18 protein-coding genes are annotated in these 25,385 nt (G+C 38.8%); 9 read left to right on the top strand and 9 right to left on the bottom strand.

Going from position 1 to position 25,385, the window contains the following annotated elements; all coding sequences use genetic code 11:
- Positions 1-5: 5 nt before the first annotated feature.
- The 8 genes from bglX to VKY50_RS05255 all read right to left on the bottom strand — a co-directional run bounded on the left by bglX (position 6) and on the right by VKY50_RS05255 (position 14,333).
- Positions 6-2,225 (bottom strand): beta-glucosidase BglX, encoded by a 2,220-nt coding sequence (gene bglX / locus VKY50_RS05290; protein WP_414652300.1) that lies wholly within the window; start codon positions 2,223-2,225, stop codon positions 6-8.
- 124 nt (positions 2,226-2,349) lie between these two features.
- Complete coding sequence (locus tag VKY50_RS05285) at positions 2,350-3,138, bottom strand: carboxylesterase family protein (protein WP_324299601.1); 789 nt, start codon at positions 3,136-3,138, stop codon at positions 2,350-2,352.
- 4 nt (positions 3,139-3,142) lie between these two features.
- Positions 3,143-4,012 carry a metallophosphoesterase gene (locus tag VKY50_RS05280; RefSeq protein WP_324299599.1) on the bottom strand — a complete coding sequence of 290 codons (870 nt, stop codon included), beginning with the start codon at positions 4,010-4,012 and terminating at the stop codon, positions 3,143-3,145.
- 113 nt (positions 4,013-4,125) lie between these two features.
- On the bottom strand, positions 4,126-5,511 hold the full coding sequence (locus tag VKY50_RS05275) for a glucoamylase family protein (RefSeq protein ID WP_324299597.1): 1,386 nt from the start codon (positions 5,509-5,511) through the stop codon (positions 4,126-4,128).
- A gap of 24 nt (positions 5,512-5,535) precedes the next feature.
- Positions 5,536-6,624, bottom strand: coding sequence for a LamG domain-containing protein (locus VKY50_RS05270; protein WP_324299595.1), 1,089 nt, complete (start codon positions 6,622-6,624; stop codon positions 5,536-5,538).
- A gap of 23 nt (positions 6,625-6,647) precedes the next feature.
- Entirely contained in the window at positions 6,648-8,174 is a 1,527-nt protein-coding gene (locus VKY50_RS05265; RefSeq protein ID WP_324299593.1) for a RagB/SusD family nutrient uptake outer membrane protein, read from the bottom strand.
- A 6-nt stretch (positions 8,175-8,180) separates the two neighbouring features.
- Positions 8,181-11,168, bottom strand: coding sequence for a SusC/RagA family TonB-linked outer membrane protein (locus tag VKY50_RS05260; protein ID WP_324299591.1), 2,988 nt, complete (start codon positions 11,166-11,168; stop codon positions 8,181-8,183).
- 348 nt (positions 11,169-11,516) lie between these two features.
- On the bottom strand, positions 11,517-14,333 hold the full coding sequence (locus VKY50_RS05255; RefSeq protein WP_324299589.1) for a helix-turn-helix and ligand-binding sensor domain-containing protein: 2,817 nt from the start codon (positions 14,331-14,333) through the stop codon (positions 11,517-11,519).
- 110 nt (positions 14,334-14,443) lie between these two features.
- Here VKY50_RS05255 and VKY50_RS05250 point away from each other — a divergent pair, with 110 nt between their 5' ends.
- From VKY50_RS05250 to VKY50_RS05230, 5 genes are all read left to right on the top strand, one after another.
- Positions 14,444-15,778 carry a DNA recombination protein RmuC gene (locus VKY50_RS05250; RefSeq protein ID WP_324299587.1) on the top strand — a complete coding sequence of 445 codons (1,335 nt, stop codon included), beginning with the start codon at positions 14,444-14,446 and terminating at the stop codon, positions 15,776-15,778.
- Positions 15,779-15,817: 39 nt separating this feature from the next.
- Positions 15,818-16,363 (top strand): acyl-CoA thioesterase, encoded by a 546-nt coding sequence (locus tag VKY50_RS05245; protein ID WP_324299585.1) that lies wholly within the window; start codon positions 15,818-15,820, stop codon positions 16,361-16,363.
- A 108-nt stretch (positions 16,364-16,471) separates the two neighbouring features.
- Complete coding sequence (locus VKY50_RS05240) at positions 16,472-17,086, top strand: SatD family protein (RefSeq protein WP_324299582.1); 615 nt, start codon at positions 16,472-16,474, stop codon at positions 17,084-17,086.
- Positions 17,083-17,802 (top strand): DUF3307 domain-containing protein, encoded by a 720-nt coding sequence (locus VKY50_RS05235; RefSeq protein WP_324299580.1) that lies wholly within the window; start codon positions 17,083-17,085, stop codon positions 17,800-17,802. Before VKY50_RS05240 ends, VKY50_RS05235 begins: the two co-directional genes overlap by 4 nt.
- A gap of 118 nt (positions 17,803-17,920) precedes the next feature.
- Entirely contained in the window at positions 17,921-20,041 is a 2,121-nt protein-coding gene (locus VKY50_RS05230; protein ID WP_324299579.1) for a catalase, read from the top strand.
- 177 nt (positions 20,042-20,218) lie between these two features.
- Here VKY50_RS05230 and VKY50_RS05225 read toward each other — a convergent pair whose 3' ends face one another.
- A complete protein-coding gene (locus VKY50_RS05225; protein ID WP_324299577.1) occupies positions 20,219-20,470 on the bottom strand; it encodes a hypothetical protein in 252 nt (83 codons plus the stop codon).
- A 288-nt stretch (positions 20,471-20,758) separates the two neighbouring features.
- Here VKY50_RS05225 and VKY50_RS05220 point away from each other — a divergent pair, with 288 nt between their 5' ends.
- The 4 genes from VKY50_RS05220 (at position 20,759) to VKY50_RS05205 (ending at position 25,310) form a co-directional block, all read left to right on the top strand.
- Positions 20,759-22,630: a peptidase MATCAP family protein gene (locus VKY50_RS05220; RefSeq protein ID WP_324299575.1), complete on the top strand. Its 1,872-nt coding sequence runs from the start codon at positions 20,759-20,761 to the stop codon at positions 22,628-22,630.
- Positions 22,631-22,646: 16 nt separating this feature from the next.
- The gene (locus VKY50_RS05215) at positions 22,647-23,696 is read left to right on the top strand and encodes a glutathione synthetase (protein WP_324299573.1); all 1,050 of its coding nucleotides are present in this window, start codon (positions 22,647-22,649) and stop codon (positions 23,694-23,696) included.
- 21 nt (positions 23,697-23,717) lie between these two features.
- Positions 23,718-24,614 carry a succinylglutamate desuccinylase/aspartoacylase family protein gene (locus tag VKY50_RS05210; protein WP_324299571.1) on the top strand — a complete coding sequence of 299 codons (897 nt, stop codon included), beginning with the start codon at positions 23,718-23,720 and terminating at the stop codon, positions 24,612-24,614.
- Between the two features lie 204 nt (positions 24,615-24,818).
- Positions 24,819-25,310, top strand: coding sequence for a YciE/YciF ferroxidase family protein (locus tag VKY50_RS05205; RefSeq protein ID WP_324299569.1), 492 nt, complete (start codon positions 24,819-24,821; stop codon positions 25,308-25,310).
- The last annotated feature ends 75 nt before the right edge of the window (positions 25,311-25,385 follow it).

The raw sequence follows: 25,385 nt of genomic DNA, 5'->3' as shown, positions 1-25,385 counted from the left end.
GATTTTTATTGTAAAACAAAGGATTTTTTTAAGGTCGCATTAGAATCTGCACCTACAAATACTTCAAAGACTCCTGGTTCTGCAATAAATTCCAATTGATTGTTGTAAAATTTTAAATCCTCAGGTTTTAGCGTAATCGTAATGGTTTTCTGTTCTCCTTTTTTAAGGAACACCTTTTTAAATCCTTTTAAGGTGCGCTTGGGAGGAGTAATACTTCTCACCACATCCCTTAGGTACAATTGCACTACGGTTGCTCCATCATAATCCCCTGTATTTTTAAGCGTTACTGAAACCTCAACCGACTGCTTTGAAGTAATCTGATCGGTACTCAATTTTAAATCAAAATATTCAAAAGTGGAATAGCTCAGTCCATAACCAAATGGTATTAAAGGGGTGTTAGGTGAGTCCAAATAGTTGGATCTAAACTTTTGAAATTCATTGGTGTCTCCTGCAGGTCTACCGGTATATTTCATGCTGTGGTATATTGGAATCTGTCCTACTGATCTCGGCCATGAAGCAGTTAATTTCCCAGACGGGTTATAATCACCAAACAATAAATCAGCAATAGCATTACCAGCCTCAACTCCAGGATGCCAAACTTGCAAAATACTTATGGGCATAGCAAATTCCTCACTGATATCCAGAGGTCTGCCACTCATCAGCACTAACACCAACGGTTTTCCGGTTTTCTCTAAAGCTCGAATTAGTTTTTTTTGTGGTTCAGGGATACGGATGTCAGTACGGCTAGCAGCCTCACCACTCATCTCGGTAGCTTCTCCAACTACTGCAACGATCACATCCGATTGTGCGACTTTCTCTAGGGCCTCATCGAGCAATTGTTCAGGTGCAGTTTCACTAATTGTTACCCGAGGTCCAAATACATTAATCTTTTCAGCCATTTCAGGATCATCTACAATATTCGAGCCCTTGGCATAAAGCACCGAGGCAGAAGGTGCCACATTCTCCATCCCCTCTTTTATAGTTACGGCATACTTGATCTCCCCAGTAGGTGCCCAAGTGCCCAGCATATTATGGCGATTATCCGCCAGGGGGCCAATGAGTGCAATTTTGTCAGTTTTTGAAAGCGGCAGGGTTTTATTTTCATTTTTTAAAAGTACTGCTGAGGCGGCAGCAGCCTTTCGTGCCACGGCTCTATTTCCAGGGGTAAGTATATCCCGCTGTGGTCTAGTCTGATCAATGTATTTATAAGGATCATCCAAAAGTCCAAGTTTGTATTTGGCCTCAAGGATCCTTCTGCAAGCCTTAGTAATAGCTTGTTCTGTCACTTTTCCTTCTTCAAGGGATTTTTTAAGAGTATTCAAAAAACCTTCCCCCACCATGTCCATATCTAATCCAGCATTTAAAGCTTGAGCAGCGACTGTCTGTAAATCACCTACACCATGTGCTACCATTTCGTTTAAAGATGTATAATCTGAGACTACAAATCCATCAAAGTTCCAAAAATCCCGTAATACCTTTGTCAAAAGCCATTTATTTCCTGTGGCTGGTATACCATCAATATCATTAAACGAAGTCATCACAGAGCCAGCTCCAGCATCAATAGCGGCTTTATAAGGTGCCATAAACTGATTGAACATTTTGAGATGGCTCATATCAACAGAATTGTAATCCCGACCAGATTCTGAGGCCCCATAAAGCGCAAGATGTTTTACCGTTGCCAGCATGGTATTTGAAGCGGCGAGATCATCACCTTGGTATCCTTTAACCATAGCTTTTGCAATGGCAGCACCCAAAAAAGGATCTTCTCCAGCACCTTCAGCCATCCGCCCCCACCTTGGGTCCCTGCTAATATCAACCATAGGAGAAAAGTTCCAGTTGATACCATCGGCAGTAGCTTCTTTTGCAGCAATCTCAGCGGTTCGTTCAACCAACTCCATATCCCAACTCGAAGCCAACCCTAAAGGAATTGGAAAAGTGGTTTTATAACCATGAATAACATCAAAGCCAAATAACAACGGAATTCCTAAACGACTTTTCTTTACAGCGAGCTCTTGAGCGATGCGTACCTTTCTTGGCCCAGAGACACCAAATAATCCTCCCACATTACCAGCTTTTATTTTTTCCTCTACATTCTGGCTGACTACCTCTCCCGTAGCAATGCCACCTCCAGGGGTGACTAGGTTAAGTTGCCCTATCTTCTCTTCCACGGTCATTTTACTCAAAAGCGCCTCCACCTCTGGTATGGACGCAGTATTTTGAGCCATCAGGCTAAGACTACCAAAAAGGCATCCGACTACAAGTATTCTTAATCGTTCCATTTTACTACAATTTACTACATTTTACGATCTAATAGCATCGAATTATCAATTCGATGTACGCCCCCCCTTATTACTGCAGGGTACGTCGTTTGGAAAACAACCAGTTTAAAAAATCAGGCTCATCAAATGCTGGATCCCAACTGTTGTGATTGGCGTTTTCATAAAGCGTAAAATTTGGAAATCCTCCGGCCTCTACAATAGCCTCAACCATTTCTATAGAGTAAAGTGGACTTACAACATTATCCTTGGCTCCATGAAAAATCCACATTGGTATGTGGGCGTATTTGCCAACCAAACCTTCATCGCCCGCACCACAAATTGGAATAGCAGCTGCAAAGGTATTGGGCATTCGGCTAAGGATCTCGAAGGTTCCCATACCTCCCATAGACAAACCAGCAACATATACCCTTTCTTTATCCACATAAGACTTCTCCAATTGTTCTTTTAGAAGCTCCATAACAAGACTTAAAGGCCTCGTTGGTCCTTTATCCGTATCGAATTCCAATTCCACTCCTTTTTCTGAACGATCCACGGCTACATTCGCCCAATAATCACCTTTGGGACATTGAGGGAAAATGACAATTGCTGGAAATTTAGACCTGTTTTCTGAATTGATAAAAAGGGAACTGCCATGGACTAGTTGCGACTGGTTATCACTCCCGCGCTCACCAGCACCATGCAGAAACAACACTAAGGGGTAAGACGCATCTTCTGAGAAATTTTCAGGCCATAAAATCCGATAGTTTAACGTATCATTTTGCCTTACCAGTTGTGCCTGTTTATAATGTTGTTCTTGTGCAAATATAAGCACAGGAAGAAATAGAAGTAAGCTGTTAAGCCAGTGTTTTATATATCTCATGGTATTAAAATTTTACGTTTTCAAAACTAAAATCATTTTCAGGATCTTCCTTATATGCATCTAGCCAAGGGGAATAGGTACTAACAGAGATCTCTTCCTTTTTTAGATCAACCTTCACAATTCTCAAAAACCCATTACCGCCATTTTTTGATCCCACTACTCCTTTTTGATAGTTAGCCAACATTTGGTACACCTTATTTCCGTGATCTCCTACTGAGACGAGCCTCCCTACACCTGATTTTAATATATGTCCACTAAAGACCATTCGTATTCCAGGATGTTTTTTAACTAGTTTATTCCACAACTGCTCGCCATTGTTTACCGCCTCTCGCCCTGTTTCCTTACCTATTCCATAGTCTTGTGGCTGCCACCAATGATCGCCTCCATGTAAGGTATTGTCCTCAAATAAATACGCATGGGTATTAATAATAATTTTAGCTTCAGGATGTTTGGCTATTATTTGATCTACCCAATCAATTGTTTTATTCCTAGGACCAAACTCCAAGGAAAATACCAACCAAGTGGAACCAGCGATTTTAAACTTACTACAGAGATTATCAACGGTTCCTTCAGGAAAGGAAGCCATGACATTACTCTTGTCCATTAATGCTTGAAGATCAAAATACGCATTCGCCATTTCCGTATTGCGCTCATCGGCAAATTTACCTGGAGCGCTCCCCATATCATGGTTCCCTAAACTAAAAGTAAAAGGAACCTTTGATTCCAGCTTATTAAAGCCCTCTTTGGCCAGGATCCATTCCTTTTCACTATTATTTTGCGTGATATCCCCCAGGTGTATTACAAAGGAAAAACGCTTTTCACAATCTGCAATCCATTGCATTTGTTTTAAGTAAATATCGGGATAAGTTTCCATATATGACTGTGTGTCTGGCAGAACAACGAACTCAAAACTAGTTTTTTCAGGACGACACCCAAATACCATGACGAAAAAAACAATCAATATAACATGCCTATTAATGACCATGACTACATAGTTGTATAGGTAAAACCTAATTTGTCCAATCCGTTTTGAACATCCTTATTTCTCATAAAAAGCTCCCAAAGTAACCCCGTTCTATAATTTTCAATCATAACTGGTATCGGTCCTTGATCAATTGCCAAGTAGCGAGGAACATACCAGTCGTTCTCCAGACTAAAGGCATCATAGGGACCGTATTTTCCAATTAGGGAATCCTGTTCGGTATACATATATCTTAAAAACTGCATGCTTTCTTTCGGGGTATATGGCATAGAAGCTAAGGCTGCAGTGGGCGTTATAACACCAAGATCCATATCCCCAGGGCGATGTCCAGCATAGCCTTTCATGGAATAACTCGAGCTCATCCCCCAGCAGTTTTCACCATACCCCTGATACCCCTTGGGATTATCAACACAATACCTATATTGAATCAACGCATGATTGCGATTCAACGCCCAATAATCAGCATATTGATCTTTTAAACCTTTTGGATTTAACCCTAGGTATGAATAATGAGACCAAAACATCGGACCTACAGGGTCACCGTCATGTTCATAATGATCCAGTATAGTAGGCAAATCATAAAAGATCGTATCTTCTGTTATGGCACCATTTCTAGCCCAACCTTGTTCGTACACTTCTTTAGAAATTGGATGTGTCGGTGAGGCAGCGGCTAAAATGTACATAATAAGACATTCATTGTATCCACCAACTGGGAAGTTCATTTTCCATTGATAATTTTCCGACCAGTGCCAATACAATACATTTTCGCCTTTGGTATAAAAGTCCCATTCAACCTCCTCATATAACTTTTGAATATCATTGACAAGCTGTTGCTCCTGTTGGTTACCACCCCTAAAATATTCTGCTACCGTTAAAAGACCTTGGATCAAAAAAGCTGTCTCCACAAGGTCACCACCATCGTCATAGGTACTAAAGGCTTTGGTCTTACCAGTATTGTCATCCAACCAATGTGGCCAAGCACCGTGATAGCGATCCGCTTTGGCTAAAAAGTCAACAACTTTAATATAGCGCTTTAAAGCCTGATCTCTTGTGATATATCCTCGCTCAACGCCTACTAAAATAGCCATCAAGCCAAAACCACTCCCACCTGTTGTTAGAATATGTTTGTCATTAGATGGATATTCACCATCCATATGAATACGCTCAGCTGCTAATCCTGAATTAGGCAATGCTCCATCCCAAAAGTAATCAAAGGTTTGTCGCTGTACCTTATCCAAAAGGGCGAGATCATTATCAGTTGGAACAAACGCTCCTTGCTCATCCTGTGTTTCAGGAGTAGATTTCGAGGTTTCTGTTTCCTTTTTTGTTTTATTGTCACACGAGGTAATTACCAGTGTAAACAACAATATAAAAATTGTGCATAAACGCATATTATTTTTTTTTTAAGTTAATAGTTATTCTAAATCAGCATTTTGGATTTCTATAATTTCTTCCATGCTCAACGCTTTATTATATAATCGAAGTTCATCTATAAAACTCAAATCAGAAAGATGATCCCATCCAGTGAACCTAGGCGCACCTGACCCAATAGATAGCAGATCACATCCAGTCCAGTCTACACCAGAAATAGCTGTCTCCGCTACTAGGCTACCGTCAATGTATACCTTAGCTGAACTTTGAGAAATAGTAAAGGCCATTTGAACCCAATCTGTACCAGGAGCAAGATCGGCAGCAGCACCACCATCCACCCATGAATCCGCCGTTCCATTACCAACATTTAATTTAAATCGTTGATTTCCACCAGCGTTCTCTCTAAAGAATCGAAATCCACTGGTTCTGTTGTTTTGAGCATCGGGATTCTCGGTATCCTCAGGTCCAATAACTAAAATACCTGCCCGATCAGGTACCGCATTTAATTTATACCAAAACGTAGCACTAAACTCCGAGTCTAATAATCCTTCAGTTGGTAAGGTAACATAAGAATCTGTGGCGCCAGCAAAGGCATTAGGTCCAACTACACTCTGATCGGCAAATCCTGGAGAACCCACAACAGTACCACTTGTTACACTCACTAATTCCGCAAAATCCCCGTTAAAGGGCATATAAAAAATCTCCCCATCATAGATGGGCTTGTATGCTTCTTTTTTCTCAAAAGTGATAGTTTGTGTAGTTTCTTTACCCTGAATATCGGTGGCGTGAACAGAAAGGCTATGACTGCCGTTTTCTAGGTTAGGATACACCAAGTCTTCTATGGTCACTTTTCTATAATCCTTAAAGTCGTTATAATTAGCAATTTCTGTACCATCCATTGTGACATCTACTGAAATCAGTTCAATATCATCTTCTACAGAAAATTTAATAGTGATCGGAACCACATCTTCTTTAACCTGGATTTCCAATCCAGCTGCAGGATAGTTGATCTGAATTTTAGGTGGAGCCATATCAGGCCCTGGAGCAACCTCCTTAATAGGGTCGATACCTTGGTCACAGCTAGAGGCAAGCAACGCAAAGGCAAGACCCATTAGATATATAATACGTTTCATATCTTGTTAGTTTAAACATTAGTCTACTTTGATAATACAGGTAATTCATCGATTTGCTGCTGAGGATAAGGCAATAGTTCCATGTCAGCATTAAAACTTCGGCCCTGATAGCTTAATTCTTGGTAATTGTCAACACGAATCATATCGTAGAAACGAACTCCCCATTCCATGGCCAACTCAGCAAATTTCTCATCCAAAACATCCTGAGTAGTCACTCCCGAGAGTGGTGGCATATCAGCACGTGCCCTCACAAGATTTACTGCCTGGTCCGCAGTTAGACCTACTCCAGTGGCTCCTCTAGTTAGTGCCTCTGCATACATAAGTAAGATCTCGGCATAACGGATCATAATGTAATTCTTATTACTACCATAATCTGTACGACCCGGAATTAACTGATTGGATGGCAAATAATGTTTTCCACTGGAAAACAGTGCCCTCACATTATTGTTAATCACATCTCCGTCAGGGGTTGTATTGGAAACAAAATCAGGAAGCGTCTCATAACCAGGTGTTTGTTGAATTTCCGCGATCCCATCTGGGGTAAACAATACACTGGTTAGTAATCGGGTGGTTTCTCCGCGATCCAACATAAAGTGGATGTACTTTAAACTAGGTTCATAAAATCCCCAACCGGAAGAAGCATCACTAACCGCAGGTGTCCATGAAGAGGGACCATAAGGAGCGTATAAATGAGCTTCCCGTTCTCCGGAACCTTGACCGTAGTCTGAATATTGCAATTCCATCAAGCTTTCATCGCTTAATTTACCAGGAGTTTTAAACAATTCATAAAAATCAGGGTAAAGATCAAATAATCCTGATTTTATTATTTCTCCGGTGGCATCGGCCACTGCTTGGTAATTTTCTAACTCCTGATTGGCCAATGCCTTGACAGCATAGGCGGTATAAGCTGTATAAGCCCCAGGAAGATCTTCTCTTTGATTAGGGCGTATCTTTGGCAAAGCTGGAATAGCCTCATCCATCTGGTCAGACACAAATTGCATCACTTCTTCTCGCGTGGGCAATGTCTGAATTTCTGCTAAAGTTGACAGATCCGAAGTATCCAGTATAAAAACCCTCCCCCAAGTCTTGGCAAGGAAATAGTGATCCATGGCACGCATTATTTTAATTTCTGCCTTGTATTGCTCTCCTTGTTTTTTACCAGAATCATCCGCCTCGGCAATGTATTTGTCGATGTTCTCAATAGCAGTATTGGAAACTACAATATCATCATAGTATGCTTTCCATACACTGTTATACATCCAGTTATTGCTGTCGTATTTATACTGGTCTGTGTCTTGATAAACGGCCTGATCACCAGCAGCATTCACATCATCCCCTCGAACGCCTATTAAAAGCGGAAGTTCCCAACCCGTATCGTTATGGGCATCGTAAACCCCTATCAGCGACAATAGCATGTCCTGGGTCTGGGTATAATCCGTACCACCAGTGAAATTGTTGTTCAATTCTGGCTCATCAAGCTTATCACAACTCCCAAATAACAATGGTATCAATAATAAACTCAATACTATATATTTATCGTGTCCTTTCATAATTTCTTAAAATTTAATGTTAACCCCTAATGTGTAGACCGCAGGTACTGGATAGGTTTGATTATCAAAACCATCGGCAACCTCTGGATTAAATCCATTGTAACTAAAAACCGTTAATGGTTTTTCAGCCGTTACATATACTCTCGTCTGTGGAATCTTATCGTTTTTAATGGTATATCCAAGGGTAATATTTTGGATTCTAAAAAAGTCTCCATCCTCGATATAAAAGCTATTAAGCTGGTAGTTCCACGGTTTTCGAAGTCCAAGAGAAGACGGATAACTATTACTAGTTCCCTCTCCATGCCAACGATTTATAAAAAAGTCCCTGTCAATATTTGTATCGGGTGTATAACGGTACTCCCCACGTTTTCTGTTTAAGATCTTATTGCCTCCTTGTCCAAGTGCAGCCAAGGAGAAATCCCAATTTTTGTAATTTAAATTTACATTAAATCCGTAATTAAACGTCGGTATAAACGAACCTAAGACGGTACGATCATCTCCATTTATAACACCATCTTGATTTCGATCTTTAAATTTAAAATCACCCGGAACTAGCGCATTGTCCACAGCAATTGGGTCTGCTTGGATTTCGGCATCATTCTGATAAACTCCAGTTGTTTCCAAGCCGTAGAATGCAAAAAGCGTTTCCCCAACAATACTTCTTCGCTGGAAATCAGAACTTCCAAAGTTTAAATATTGCTGCCCTCCAAGGTCGAGGATTTCATTATCCAAGGTAGAAAAATTACCCCCAATACTATAACTGAAGTCATCAGAAACTACTTTATTCCAATTAAGAGCCACCTCAAATCCTTGGTTTCGAATTTGACCTACATTCTGTCTTAGACTCTCAGGAACTAGTGGCCTTGCCACTGGAATCACAGCATCCTTGGTGTCCCTTCTAAAATAATCAAATTCTACTGATAGATTACTATCAAAGAGTCTTGCAGATAATCCGAGGTTATACTCCTCGGTGACCTCCCAACGCAAATATGTAAAAGCACTAGAGGTCTGAATTCCTGAGTACATCACATCCCCAAAAGCAGTAGTAACTACACTAGAGGTAAAGGCCCCATCACTTGAGGCTACATTGTCGTTACCTAATTTCCCCCAACTTCCACGAAGTTTCAAAAAGTTAACCACGTCACTTTGTGGAAAAAAGGATTCCTCACTAAGTACCCATCCAGCACCAACTGTGGGAAAATATCCCCATTTCTCTTGGTACTTATTCGTTCCATCAGCACGAAAGGTTCCATATAACAAATACCGCCCATCAAAATTATAGGCAATCCTACCAAAATAGGATAATCCGTATTCTCTTCTACCATCATCCCCTACTGCATCCACATCAATGGTTTGGGATTGGTCCAGGTAATATGCTTGCTCACCATTGTTGTATGGAAAACCAATTCCTTTAGCCTGTAACATTTCAAATGACTCATCTCGGAAAGAAGCTCCAGCTAACAGGGTTACATTATGTTTTCCAAAGCTGTTGTCATAGGTCAATGTGTTATCCCATATTTGATTGGAAATAGTGGCATTTCTTTTCACCAATTCAGAATTGACACGAACTTCATTTCCCCCCATGGTATACGGAAAACGTACCTCTCTGGTTTCTATGGTTTCAAAATTGTGATTGTAAGCTGTGCGAAATGTTAATCGATCTGGTATAATAGCAATCTCGGCATAAAAATTAGCCATTACATTCCTGATCTTATCCTTGTTCTCACTAAAGGAAAGTAAGGAAAATGGATTTTGACTACTGCGATACCCAAGATCTTGTGAGTTCGCATAATCTATTGGAACAGCCTCCGTATTTAGAGGATCATGTACAGGGAGTAGTGGTACCGCATAATAAGCTTTTCGCCATGCCGAAGCTTCTGGTCGATATTTAGAGGCATTACTTAGCACCATACTTCCTCCAACGGTTAGCCAATCAGTTACATTAAAATCGATATTACTACGAAGATTAAAACGTTCGTATTCGTTTTTCATGTTTAATAGGCCTTCTTGACTAAAATAGTTCACGCCAATGGAATATTTCGCATTTTCTCCTCCCCCTGACATGGCGATATTGTGGTTGGTAATAACTGCAGGTCGAATAATCTCATCATACCAATCCGTATTCACATCTGGAAGATTAGGATCCAATCGGCTTCGTCCATAACGTGCTATAGCATTGTCTACAAACTGATTATCAGCAGCGAGCCCTGTTTCATTTATATATTGAACAAACTGCTGCGTATTGGCCATCTTTACAACATTTTGAGCAATTTGATACCCCGTATAGCCATCATACCTGAATTCTGGTTTTTGATTAAAGGTTCCTCCTTTAGTTTCGATAAGAACGACACCATTTGCTGCTCTAACGCCATATATTGCCGCCGCAGATGCGTCCTTTAAAACTGAGATGGTCTTTATATCAGAAGGGTTCAAAAAATTAATATCATCATAAAAACCGCCATCGACCACATACAAAGGTCCTGATTCGCCTGTATTATAGGATCCCACACCACGAATTCTAACTGTCGGAGACTCCCCAGGTGAGCCATTATTAACGATTTGAAGTCCTGCTACTTTACCCTGCAAGGCTTGCATGGGTTGAGCTGCAGGAGTCTTTTCGATATCCTCTGCCTGAACGGTGGAAATTGCAGAGGTTAGATCTTTACTTTTCTGTGTACCGTAACCTACCACCACTACTTCTTCGAGTTCACTAGCGCTAATGGCTAATTGAACATTTATGGTGGAGTTGGAGCCGACCACTACTTCTTGCGTCTCCATCCCGACATAGGAGAAGACCAACGTATCTCCTTGGTTGGCTTCTAAGGAGTAGTTCCCATTAAAGTCAGTTTGAGTTCCAGTGGTGGTTCCCTTGATCAAAACACTTGCTCCTGGAAGCGGCATATTTTGATCATCTGAAACCACACCTGTAATGGTCTGTTGCCCAAAAGCACTCAAGCAAAAAAACAATAATAGTGTTAGCAAATGATTTTTCATGTTTTTCATATTAAAGTTAGCTTCTTAAAATTATCACAAACTATAACGATGTAGCTATAAATTGCCACAACTTAATTACATCAGATAATGAGAAACATATAAATAATTGAAAATGAGAATATTATTATTTAATTGAATACGTGAGAAATATCCATGAAACTGCAATTGATGTAGTAATGATGAGTTATCTTCCTATTATACGGATCATTTCTCATCCGCCTAATTTGTTGTTCTACTAGGTCAATCTTAAAATTTTACGATTTATTGAAGCGAAAATTGTTAACTCCCCTTAAAAATGTTGCAATGCTCTTAAAATTGTAGACTATCAAAAGCGGTAGTTCATTGTTATTAAATATTAATCAAATATTCGCTCATGTTTTGATCTTTACTGAGTTCCAATTTCTTTCTCAGACGATACCTATGGATCTCCACACCTCTTATGGAAATTCCCATTAGTGGCGCAATCTCCTTACTTGAGAGATTCATTTTTAAATAGGCGCATAATTTCAAATCCTTAGGCGTGAGTTTTTCAGGGTGTAGTTTGTGTAGCTGTTTGAAAAAGGAGTCATGAATTTCATTAAAATTGGATTCAAAAAGTTCCCAGTCTTTTGAATCTTTCAAATGCTTATCAATCCTAGTTAAAAGCTTATTGTACCTGGATTTATCAATAATCTCAGATTTAAAATAATTTAAATCCTCCTTGAGTTTCAACAGCATTTCATTTTTACGAGTCATTTCCATGGCCGTATTGGCGAGTTGCTTCGTCTTATTTTTTAATTCTAACTGGTGTTGATGTTTTTGCAGTTCGTTCAGCTTCTTTTCGTGCCTTAAAGCCTCTTCTTTACGGTTGAGTTCCTTTTGGTGCTCGAATTGCACTTCTAAATACTTTTTATGCCGTATTAACACATATTTATTAATTCTTAAGATAAAAGCTGTCAGTAAGAGTATAGTGACGATGAGTAATACTGCACCCCAAACCCCCAAGAACCACGGTTTCTCTACCTCCACCTTTAATACAGTAGCCTTATCGGATAACTTTCCCTTTACAATGGACTGAATACTGATAGGCAAACTGCCAAAATTCTGATTTGTGATAAAGATGGTACCATCTTCTACTTTTCTATAATTTGTATGTTTTTCCCCAAGGGCATATGCCATGGTATTATTGGATAGAAATGGTGTAGACACCTCGATGGCTAGCGTATCACGTTTACGAATCTTTAGCGATGAGTCGATTAACTGAGGTACGCCATTTTTTAGTATGCGATTGATCTTTGGTTTATAAGAAAGAATACTACTGGTTAACTTCTCATTGTTGACAACCAAAATATCATTGTATAGGGCAATCTGTACGATCGAATCGTCCAATACCACAGCTCGCTCCTCCCCTTTAATCAAATGGCCCCCATAATAACTCTTGGGAATATAAAATTGAGAATCTTCATCGGTTAAATTTTTTCTTACAAACAAGGTCCCGTCCTGCTTCTTAAATACCACTGGAGTGGAATTAGGCTCGGTAATTGGATAGGCCTGTTGGTCGTTCTTTAAGATGGTATTTAAGGAATCAAAACTTTTGATTCTATCTTCCAAAGGATTATACACAAACCACTGTTGATCGTGATAGAATGCTATTTGCCCTTCAATACTAAAGAGCTGAATGGTGTAGCTATTTTTAAAGAAATCATTATACTTTCGTTCTATGTTTAGTATCCTTTTGTGATCATCAGAAAAGTGAATCCTGAAAATTCCTTTATACGGATGCGCCACCCAGGCAATATTCTCTTTTTCAAATACGATCTTCTTTACGGGAAATTCAAGTCCTTGTACCTGATCAACCTGCCAGTGATCTCCAAGTTTTTCATAGAGCGATAACCCTGTATAATTTCCTTGAATATAGGTATTAGGCATTCCTGTAACAGCCTTAAAATCATATCCCCCGTTATTAGGTGAGATAAGTTCCCATTGTTTATCCTTTATTTGATAGGTGCCTAAGTTATGACCACATACTATAAGGTCATCCACTAAAGTGAGATCCCAAATGTGACCTTGTGACCCCTGAACAAAATGCATTCCTTGATGATTGCTAATATACATTCCAGTATTAGTGGCTATATAAGTTTCTCCCTTGTAGTTCACCATATCATAAACCCCACCGATATCATAATTGGAAGGATTCAAATAATACGCATTAAAGTGCATTGGGATTGCTGAAATACCATTATCCAAGGCAAGCCAAACAATCCCTCGATCATTAACTAAGCTCCCCAATATGGTATTATTTTGAAGACCCGAAAGCGCATTGATATTGTAGTAACCGCCCGTGGTTCGATTCATTACATACAGCCCATTTTTTATAGTTCCCAGAAAAACATTGGAGGCGTTAACGCTTATTTTATTAAGCTGATTTTGCCTAACAATTTCGCTCAGTGGATGATCCCACCTCCTTATGGCTCCATTTTTATCCCAAAGGAAGATTCCATTTAAAGACGTTCCAATTAGTATGTGATTCCTATCTAATGCAACCATGGATTGCACCTTGAAATCTTTAAGAGATTCACTCGATTTAACCAGCTGTAATTCAAAACCTTTTAACTCGAATATTCCGTGATTTCTACCGAAGATATAAAAGGAATTATCGATCACATTCGCACCCAGGAGCGTCATCTGAGGATCAATAACCTGAATAGCCCCATCGGTATAAATAAAAAGGCTGCTAAAGGACTTAAAAATAATTTGATTATTTCTCTGGTAAATTCCCCAAATAGATTGCGTTTCATAGGATTTCGCATCGATGAGTTTACTCAGACTACGATACTTAAGAATTCCGGTGGGTTGTCTTTCCCAATAGCCAAATTCTTCATAAGATCCTGTGTAGACCTTACCATCAAAGTAGGCCACTGAGCGGATAATCGATTGATTGGGGAGCTGATATAATCGCCATTTAACTCCGTCAAACTCTAACAGTCCTTCATTATTAGCAACAAAGACCTTATTCTCTCCATATGCTATTCCCCAATTTTGAATACCGGCGTTATAATCGTTCAGAGAGAAATTATGAATTGGGGGGCGGTTTTGCGCTATCCCTGCCTGTAGGCATAACCATCCAAAAGCTATAAAAAAAAGAAGCCTACTGCTTTTTATCACTATCGAGTTTGCTTTATTCACCTTATTAGCACTGTTTTGATTCTAGAGAATAGTCCTTTTAGATCTGCTTGAATCTCTTATCTTTACAACAATATTAATTAACTCATAATTTACAACGAAAATACATATTAATGGCTGATAATCTAATCTTTATCCTAATTCCACTGATCACCACTATCTTAGGGGTTTTTATTGGACGCTATTTCCAAAAACAAAAACACGCTTCGGTACAACAGATTATCAAGGACAGAGAAGCTCAGTTGTTAAAGCAAATTCAAGAGTATAAGCAAGAAATTAGCCAAGAGCGACAAACCAAAGAAGAGCTCAGAAAACTTAAAGATGATTTTGCGATCCGGTTGACTCGAAAGGAGGTGGATTTTGACAATCTTCTTCAGCGAAATAAAGAACAAAAAGAGGAGGTTGAGAAATTGCAGGAGAAATTCAGCAAAGATTTTCAGCTACTTGCCAACAAAATCTTAGAGGAGAAATCTAAAAAGTTTACCGACCAAAACGAAACAAACATTAAAAACATCCTCCACCCACTACAAGAAAAAATCAAGAGTTTTGAAAAACGTGTCGAAGACAGTAATAAAGAAAGTATTACTAGGCATTCTGCCATGGTAGAACAACTCAAAAACCTACAAGAATTAAATGTCCAAATCACCAAAGAGGCCTCCAATTTAACCAAAGCATTAAAAGGAGATACCAAAATGCAAGGAAACTGGGGCGAAATGGTATTAGAACGTGTTCTGGAGAAATCTGGACTGAAAAAGGGTAGCGAATATTCGGTCCAAAACAGTTTTTCTACAGCGGATGGTAAAAGGGTTCTTCCTGATGTGATCATTCATCTACCTGGAGATAAGAAAATGATCGTTGACTCCAAAGTCTCCCTGATTGCATTTGAGCGTTTTGTTAATGAGGAGGACGAGGTCCAAAAATCGATTTGGGCAAAAGAACATGTGAATTCAATTAAAAAACATGTCGATCAACTCAGTGCCAAAAATTACCATAGCCTCTATGAGATGGAAAGTCCTGATTTCGTTCTACTCTTTATTCCTCTTGAGCCGGCTTTTGCGGTTGCACTTCAGCAAGAACCACAATTGTACAATGTAGCATTTGAAAAGAACATTGTCATCGTCACCCCTTCTACTCTCTTGGCCACCCTGAGAACCATTGATAGTATCTGGCAGAATGACAGACAACACAAGAATGCCGTCGATATTGCAAAGCAAGCAGGGCGACTTTACGATCAATTTAGAAACCTTTTGGAAGATCTGGAGAAAATTGGAAAACAACTCAATACTGTTCAGAGCACTTATAGTAGCTCCATTACTAAATTAACAGGAAAAGGCAATTTAATTACTCGGGTTGAACGCTTGAAAACCCTTGGTGCCAAAGCTAGTAAACAAATTGATCAGAAATGGCTTAAAAGGGCCTCTGAAGATCAGCTAGAAGAAGAAGAATAATACCTTATTTGAATATATAACCAACCTTTACACCAATATATGGATCAGAAATTTAAAACCGTAGAATCCTCCAAAGTTCAACTCTCCGAATTAATGCTTCCCTCCCATTCCAATTTTAGTGGAAAAATACACGGAGGTTTTATACTTTCGCTTTTAGACCAAATAGCCTTTGCATGTGCCTCTAAACACTCGGCCACCTATTGTGTTACCGCCTCGGTAGATACCGTTGATTTTCTAAACCCCATTGAAATAGGTGAATTAGTCACCATGAAAGCTTCGATCAACTATGTTGGAAAAACCTCCATGGTGGTAGGGATAAGAGTGGAAGCCGAACATATTCAAACTGGGGTGATTAAACACTGCAATTCATCCTACTTCACCATGGTTGCTAAGGATGAGCAAGGTAATAGTGTTAAAGTTCCTGGACTCATTCTAGAGACTGAGAAAGAACTAAAGCGCTTCTTTAACAGTGTTAAAAGGATCTCCCTTAGAAAAGAACGTGAAGCTTATTCCAATCAATTGGATTATTCGGTAGGTGAACTTATTCATGAATTAGAAGGACATAATGTCAAAATCTCCCTTTAATATCGTTATTTAAAGCGATTTTAATAATTATCGCCTATTTAGACGATATTTGTGTATATCGGTAAAATAAACGATATTTGAATCTATTCATTATTAAAAACGTTACGCATGGTAAGTGTCATCACTGGAGATATTGTAAATTCTCGGCATTTAAAAGACCCTAACCTTTGGTTACAACCACTGAAAAAAGTATTTGAAAAAATAGGCTCACCAGAGCGTTATTGGGAGTTTTATAGAGGGGATAGCTTTCAGATAGAATTGCAGCAAAACAACAAAGCCTTCCATACAGCCGTTTTAATAAAGGCCACCGTTAAAATGATCAAAGGTTTGGATGTTCGAATGGCTATTGGCCTTGGCGAGAAGACGCATCAGGGTTTAAAAGTAACAGAATCCAACGGCCCAGCCTTTATCTATTCTGGAGAGGCCTTTGAGATGCTAAGGAAGAAAAAAGTGAATTTAGCTATTAAAACAAACAATCACATCTTAGACCAGGAACTGAACCTGTATTTTAAGTTGGCGTTAATCGCTATGGACCACTGGACCCCGAATTCATCGGAAATTGTAAAATTAACTATGGAGCATCCAGAATTCTCTCAACAAGAAATTGGCGCGCTAACTGGTGTGAAACAGAACACGGTCAGTGAGCATTTGAAAAGAGCATTCTATAGTGAGATAATCGAATTAGACCAAATGTACCAAACCAAAATAAAACAGCTCATATGATACTGATCTTCCTACGTCTTCTATTGGCTCATCTTTTAGCGGATTTTCTCTTACAATCCAATAAGATGGTAAAAGAGAAACAGGAAAAGAAAATAGCTTCAAAACGCTTGTACCTTCATATCCTTTTTCACATTCTTTGTTATTACCTATTATTATGGGATCTACAGTGGTGGTATATCCCACTTTTAATTGGGCTATCACATTATTTAATAGACCTAGGAAAGTTGTACCTGCAAAACTCAATAAACAGCCGCCTACTGTTTTTTATAGACCAAGGTGTTCATCTTATGATCCTATATGGCGCTAGTGTATATTTAAGTGGTGCAGCACTGGTAAACCTTACTTTAAGCCCACAATCACTATTGATTATCATATTAGTAATTTTTTTAACTCAGCCCTCATCGGTAATTATCAAAACACTCATATCAGTATACACTCCTAACACTGAAATGGAAAAAGAAGACTCCTTACAACATGCTGGCAAATACATCGGTATGCTAGAGCGTCTTTTAGTCTTTGTTTTTATCGCGAGTAACCACTGGGAAGGAGTTGGTTTTTTAATTGCCGCAAAATCCATATTTCGATTTAGTGATCTCACCCAGGCCAAGGATAGAAAACTCACCGAATACATTCTAATTGGAACATTACTTAGTTTTGGATTGGCCATCCTTAGCGGATTAATATTGAACTATATGCTATTTAGCCATAGGATATAAAAGCCAGCCTATTATAGCCAGTTGAATCGTTTTCGAATCAACATTAGAATCATTTGAACTAAGTTCATTCTAGTGGATGCCTAATTTTATGGGAATTGTAATTAAACCCTAATAAGTTATGAGCAAAGAGAACAAAAAAATAGATTCTATCAGAGCGCACATCCAATCTGGCGATCAAAAACCAATGACCACGAATCAAGGTGTCAAAATCAATGACACTAATAATTCACTCATTGCTGGTCAAAGAGGGCCATCTTTACTAGAAGATTTCATATTACGCGAAAAAATAACACATTTTGATCACGAAAGAATTCCAGAAAGAATTGTCCATGCAAGAGGAAGTGGTGCGCATGGCTACTTTGAATTATACGAGAGTCAACAGGAAATCACTAAAGCTGGATTTCTAACCGATGTTAGTAGGAAAACTCCTGTATTTGTTCGATTCTCCACTGTAGCGGGTTCAAAGGGATCCACGGATTTACCTAGGGATGTAAGAGGATTTGCCGTTAAATTCTATACCGAGGAAGGCATTTTTGATTTAGTAGGAAACAATATGCCTGTATTTTTCATTCAGGATGCCATGAAGTTTCCAGATCTGATCCACTCTGTAAAGCCTGAACCCGATCGCGAGATTCCTCAAGCCGCCTCCGCCCATGACACGTTTTATGACTTTGTTTCACATGCTACAGAAACTCTACACAACCAAATATGGCTCATGAGTGATCGCGCCATCCCACGAAGTCTTCGAATGATGGAGGGCTTTGGGATTCACACTTTTAGATTTGTAAATGAGCAAGGAGCGTCAAATTTTGTAAAATTTCACTGGAAGCCACTTCTGGGAGTGCATTCTGTAACTTGGGATGAAGCCGTAAAAATTTCTGGTGCTGACTCTGATTTCCACCGCAGGGATTTATGGGAAGCTATCGAGGCAGGAAATTATCCAGTATGGGAATTAGGTATTCAAGTGATCCCTGAAAAAGATGAACATAAATTCGACTTCGATATCTTAGATGCCACCAAATTAATTCCAGAAGAAATGGTACCTGTAAAGCGTATAGGAAAGTTAACTCTTGACAGAAATCCCGATAACTTCTTCGCTGAAACCGAGCAGGTCGCCTTCCATCCTGGACATATTGTACCAGGAATAGATTTTACCAATGATCCTTTACTACAGGGACGTCTTTTCTCCTATACTGATACACAACTTTCTCGCTTAGGAGGACCAAATTTCCATGAAATCCCCATTAATCGTCCATTGGAAAATCCTTATAACAATCAAAGGGATGCCCAAATGCGAATGACCATAAACAAAGGAAAGACCGCATATTTCCCGAACTCCATCGCAGGAGGATGTCCCTTTTTATCTCAAATTTCCGAAGGAGGGTTTTCTACTTATCAAGAACATGTAAGTGGAAACAAAATTCGAAGTCGAAGCAGTAGCTTTAGTGATCATTTTTCACAACCAGCATTATTCTATAGGAGTCTAAAAGACCACGAAAAAGAACATTTAGTGAGTGCGTATGCCTTTGAACTAGGAAAGTGCACCTATGAGCATATTCAGTTAAGAATGTTATGGATTGTAAGCAAGATCGATCAAACACTAGGACAAAACGTTGCCAAAAAAATGGGCCTTAAAGTCCCAGATACAATTGATATGCCCATCAACCAAGCCATAGGAGCGAATATGGCCCCCATTGCTCAACAACCTGGAGATCCTATACATTATTTAGAGTCCTCTGCTGCTTTGAGTCAAACATTTCTGAGTTCCGATACGATCGCATCACGACAAATTGCGTTTTTAGTAGCCCCTGGGTTCGACCACCAAAATCATATGAAGATGAAACAGCAGTTAGAACAAGAAAATGCCGTAGTGCATTTAATAGCACCCACCGGTGGTGAGATCACCTGCAATGCACAAAAACAACACAAAATCGATGCTACATTACTTACCACAGAAAGTGTGTTGTATGATGCGTTATTTATTCCAGGGGGACAAGAAGCGGTGCAAATACTATCCAAACAGGGTAAGGCGATTAAGTTTATCAATGAAACGCTCAAACATTGTAAAGCCATAGCAGCTAATGATCAAGCGCAGCGCCTACTAGAATTAACCTATGTAAAAGATTTTATCGAAGATCAAGCTATTTTTATAAATAAGGAACCCTCCCAATTCATTAGAGCTATTGCAAAACATAGGAATTGGGAAAGGGAGCCTAAAGTTCAGCACATTCCTGTTTAACAAGTTGAACAATATCTGCAGGCCAATATCTATTAGCACTCAAAAAACAGCACAAAATAAAATGGACTCGCTTACTATTTAAAGAAGTTTAGACGATCACAATCCACTAAAGCTCCTATTAGCAACGAGTCCATAGTCTTGGCGGAATTAAATTTTATTCACGGGGCAAATTATGGTTTATCGAACAAGAGAGTCACTTTTGGGGTTACTCCCTTTAGGATTTACTTGTCTGCGTTCATAGGAAGCAGTATCCTCAATTTCTCGGCGTTCACCTTGCCACTGCTCTTCCCTCTGAACTGCTTTTTGTTTGCTTTCATTTATGGACTCAGTTGTATTTTCAACTCTTGTTGGATCTTGTCGTTTTTCTCTACAGGAGATAACAAGTGCAAAAATAATAGCCATAAAGAATATTGAACTTTTGAGTTTCATACCAAATTATTTTAAAATTATTAACCCTAATCTGATACTGCAATTTCCACTACTTTTTTATAAAAAATTAACCCTATCCAATGTAAAGTTAACTGAAATACAACATTTTAGTATTCTGTAACCAAATGTGGTAATGGTCGTATAGCGTGGTTTTAGGAATGATTTAACAAATTACTAATCAACCTATTAAATTAATGCCAAAATACAATGGATCATTGCTCTAATACCTGATATTATATATAACTTTAAGTACCATCCCCCTTTTATTTATCAAGAAAACAATCGAGTATGTTTACCTTTAAAAATATCCGTAAAAGAGAAATAGCAAAGATTACTACACTTCTCAAACAATCAGAAGAAGTAAACTGTGCACTTCCTGGTGGTGGTTTATTACATATAGAACCAGGTTTACCATTTTTAATGGTTTGTAGAAGATCTGTAAGTGAAGATCCTATTGCTCGGGTAGTAATCAATCAGGCGAGTTATCTCCTGATTGCAGATGTGAAATTCAAAAAGTATAAGAAATTAATTCTGGCTATTTCGGATGTATTATCTTCGATCTATAAGTCCTATCTTATTCTTGAGCTCTATTGTTCTAAAACAAGTCAATTGTTTAAAATAAAAGGTCCAGAAGACAAATTACCTTCCTTTCTAAAGGCCTTAAAATTAGAGTTAAATAAATTAAGTGAACGAAATTCACTACTCCTTACCGCCACCCAAATTGAAAATACTACCAAAAGACAGCCTGAAGGTACCGAGTCCTTAATGACCACTGATAAAGCCAAACAATGTGGTGCTCTTTTAGTTGGATTGGAAATACCTGCCGTATTTTATGATAAGCAAGGTAGCTTTTATCCCGTCTTTTTTAGGGAGTTTAGAGATTCATTAGTTAAGTCTATTCACAAAGCTATCTATGAGTATATCAGGGTGCAGACCACTTGTGGAATTCAGAGTTACCGTGCTCTTGGAAGAAGTTCATTAAAACATAAAGTTTTTGAGATAGATCAAAAATTAACCAGCATTGAAGAATCATACAAATTTCTATGGTTAATTTCCCCTTCGAATATCTATACTATAAAAAAAGAGTTTTTCGAATCAAAGTATCACAAAGTGATCCCATATCACTATAGGTTACTTCCAATTGACCCTGATATCCTAAAACGAGAATTATACAATTTAAAGATTGAAGAGATTGATGATCCATCCATGTCTCATCTTTTTAGACAAAAAAGAGAGGAATTAGACCTACAAATATCAATGCTTAACACTCGTGGTACCACAAAGTTCTACCATAACAGCATACGACTCTATGGTGAGGTTGATAACAACCTTTTTCAAACCGCTACCCTGATCCTGTCGGAACTTGATCAGGAAATTGAGCAAGATTTAGATCAAAAGATCACTGCACTAGAATTTAGCGCGTATGCACGAAAAGAATTTGAATTTTTCAAATCCCAACACCCTGAATTTAAAAGTAAAATACACCTAAGAAAGGATGTAAATATTATGATGGTCAACCAAGGAGAGCTCTACATCCCAGCGGATTATACTGCTCAAAAATTGGAGGCAAAAGCACTTATACAACATGAATTAGGTACCCATGTGCTTACATATTTCAATGGATCACAGCAGCCCTTAACACAATTATCTACAGGATTAAGCGACTATGACATCCTACAGGAAGGTGTGGCAGTGATGTCCGAATTTTTTTCAGGCTGTTTGTCCGTAAATAGGCTACGTACCCTTGCCGGGAGAGTCGTTGCGGGTAAAGCATTGCTAGAAGGGGGCAATTTCAACACCATTTTCCAATTGTTGTTTGATCACCATGGATTTTCACAAGAACACGCGTTTAATATCACTTCCCGAATTATGCAAGGAGGTGGTTTTTTGAAGGATACTATATACCTAAAGGGCCTTATTGCATTACGTGAATATTTAATGGATGGAGGCGATTACGAATTACTCTTTGCAGGTAAATTTGGTTTCAATCACATCCATATAATTGAGGAACTCATCGAGCGTAACGTACTGGTTAAAGGGCTCATAAAGCCAAGTTACGTTTTCGATCAAATGTATGAAGAAAGACTTCAACAAATAAAAAATGGTATGCCTATACACCAAATGGCAAGACGCCTTGTTTCAACCTCAAATCATTCTTAATCTAAAAAAAGAAAAAATGAAAATATGTTTCGTATTAAATAAAATTTCAACTGAGAAAGCAGGAACATCAGTTGCACTTATGACAAAAGCCCATAATATGGGTCACGAAGTTTACGCCATGGGGGTGGGTGATTTTAAATTTCAACATCAAGGCACTATCTTTTTGTATACTAAATATGTAGATCCTTCTACAAAGATGGAGACTCCAAAGAAATACCTCAAGGTATTGCAAAGCAACTCGGCGAAACAGAGCACCATAGAATCGACCGATTTAGACGTTTTATTTATACGCAACAATCCCACTGAAGAAGGTGCTTCACGCCACTGGGCGGAGCAATCGGGATTGGCCTTTGGTAGAATGATACAACAACAAGGAGTGCTAGTGCTCAACGACGCCAATGCACTTTCCTATGGATTTATCGATAAACTTTATTTTGAAGAATTACCGCAAGAGATAAAACCTGCTTCCCTGATTACTCGAAAGAAGGACGACATCCTAAACTTTTGGGAAAAAAACAACAAACAAATCGTGTTGAAACCTTTAGAGGGCTCAGGAGGTAAAAATGTGTTCTTAATTGATAAACATGAAAAGAACCTTAATCAAATCATCGAAACCATAAGCAAAGATGGCTATGTCATTGCCCAAGAATACCTCCCAGGGGTGAAAAAAGGAGATGTTAGAGTGCTACTTATGAATGGTAGAATTCTAACTGAACACGGTGACCAGGCCATCATTAGACGAGTGTGTAACAAAGGTGAATTCCGAAGTAATTTTAAACAAGGAGCGACTGCAGATAGGAGTGAGCTTACGGAAGCTATGCAAAAAATCGTGGATCTTACCGCTCCTAAATTAATAAAGGACGGTTTGTTTTTCGTAGGGTTAGATATTATTGAAGACAAGTTAATAGAGATTAACATACTTAGTCCGGGTGGACTCGATCGTTTCGCTGATATCGGATTAACAGATTTCACCACTTCGGTTATAGAGGCCATTGAGCGTAAACTGTACTATAAACTTAAATACATGGGGCAAATTGAAAATAAAATTTTAGCTACCATGGAATAATAACCATAAAAACCCAACAATATGGAGGTAGAAAGAATTATAGGGTCTTATAGTAGCAAAATAAATGGACCACTTTTATTTGTGACGGCAGGAATTCATGGTAATGAGCCAAGTGGGGTGATCGCTTTACAAGAGATTTTTACAGAGCTTCATCGTAGCAAACCACAGATAAATGGTACTATTGTTGGCGTTTGTGGAAATCAACTGGCATTGTCAAAAGATCAACGATACATCGATCGTGATTTAAATCGTACCTGGACCAAATCAAACCTTTCAACCGACGCAGTTTTCCCCCATGAGCTAAAGGAAATGCGGGCGATAATTTCGGTGTTAAAACACCATCAAAAAAACAATCACGAAAAGCAATATTTCCTTGATTGTCATACGACCTCATCTGCGAGTGTTCCCTATATTTCGGTTCAAGATGTGAATGATAATTTTACTTGGGCGAAACATTTTCCCACCCCCATGGTGATTGGATTTAGCGATATCATCACTGGAGATATCGATCACTACCTAAGTGATATTGGGCTCACCGGATTTGTGTTTGAAGCTGGGCAGCACACCAGCCAGGATGCTGTAGTCAATCATAAAGCGATAATTTGGTTAGCTTTAAAAGAAGCTTGCGGATTGCATTTTGAACAGTTATCAAAATTTCCAGAGTCTGTCACCACCATGGTGAACCAACATCGATCAAAGCAAAAGACCTTTAAGATTCTTTACCGTCATGAATTAAAAAAGAGTGACTTGTTTGAAATGCAGCCAGGGTTTGAGAATTTTAGTAAAATTAAAAAAGGTCAGCTTTTAGCCATGGAGAATGGCGCTGAAATCCGTAGCAGTTGGGATGCATATATTTTTATGCCTTTGTATCAACCTTTAGGAGATGATGGTTTTTTTATAATCGATACTGTAGTGTAAGGAAAACTTTTCCTTAAAGGGTCAAATATAAATTGGTTTGAGCTAAAAAAACTCTGTAGCGCAGTTTACCTTTAGTTGTATCCAATAGAAACCTACAAAGGACTTATCATAAAGCTCTTATAGGCAACAACTTTGGTTACCCAGAATTTTGAAATACCACAAAATTTGTAAAATCACTTTCGTATTAACAAAAAACTTCAAGACATGAAAACATTAGAAGATTTATTCGAACATCAGATTCAAGACTTGTACAGTGCTGAAGAGCAACTTATTCAAGCGCTACCAAAAATGGCAAAAAAGTCCAATAATGGCAATTTAGAAAAGGCTCTCAACGAGCATTTGGAACAAACCAAAAACCATTTAAACCGGTTAAAATCAATCTGTGATCGTCTTGGCATAAATGGACAGGAAGAAAAGTGTCTTGCCATGGAAGGCCTTATCCGAGAAGCGGAGCATTTTATGAAAGAAGATATGGATCAAGATGTGCTCGATGCTGGGATTGTTGCTGAGGCACAACGCATTGAACACTATGAAATTTCAGCCTATGGAACTGCGGCTCGTTTTGCGAAAGAATTAGGTTACCAGGACATAGCTGACACTTTAAAGAGCACCCTAGATGAAGAGTATAGCGCAGATGACAAGCTTACTAAGATCGCCGAAGAAAGACTAAATGAGCAGGCCAAAAGCGCCTCCTAACAGGATAATTATAAAAGAAACTATCCATTGAATTTAACGCAGATTTCACTCTTATCTTTTTCACGGGATAAGAGT

This window comes from Galbibacter sp., from assembly GCF_035306585.1.
Taxonomy (GTDB): domain Bacteria; phylum Bacteroidota; class Bacteroidia; order Flavobacteriales; family Flavobacteriaceae; genus Galbibacter.
Note: the sequence above shows the minus strand (reverse complement) of the source record. Positions and strands in the feature narration are given on the sequence as shown.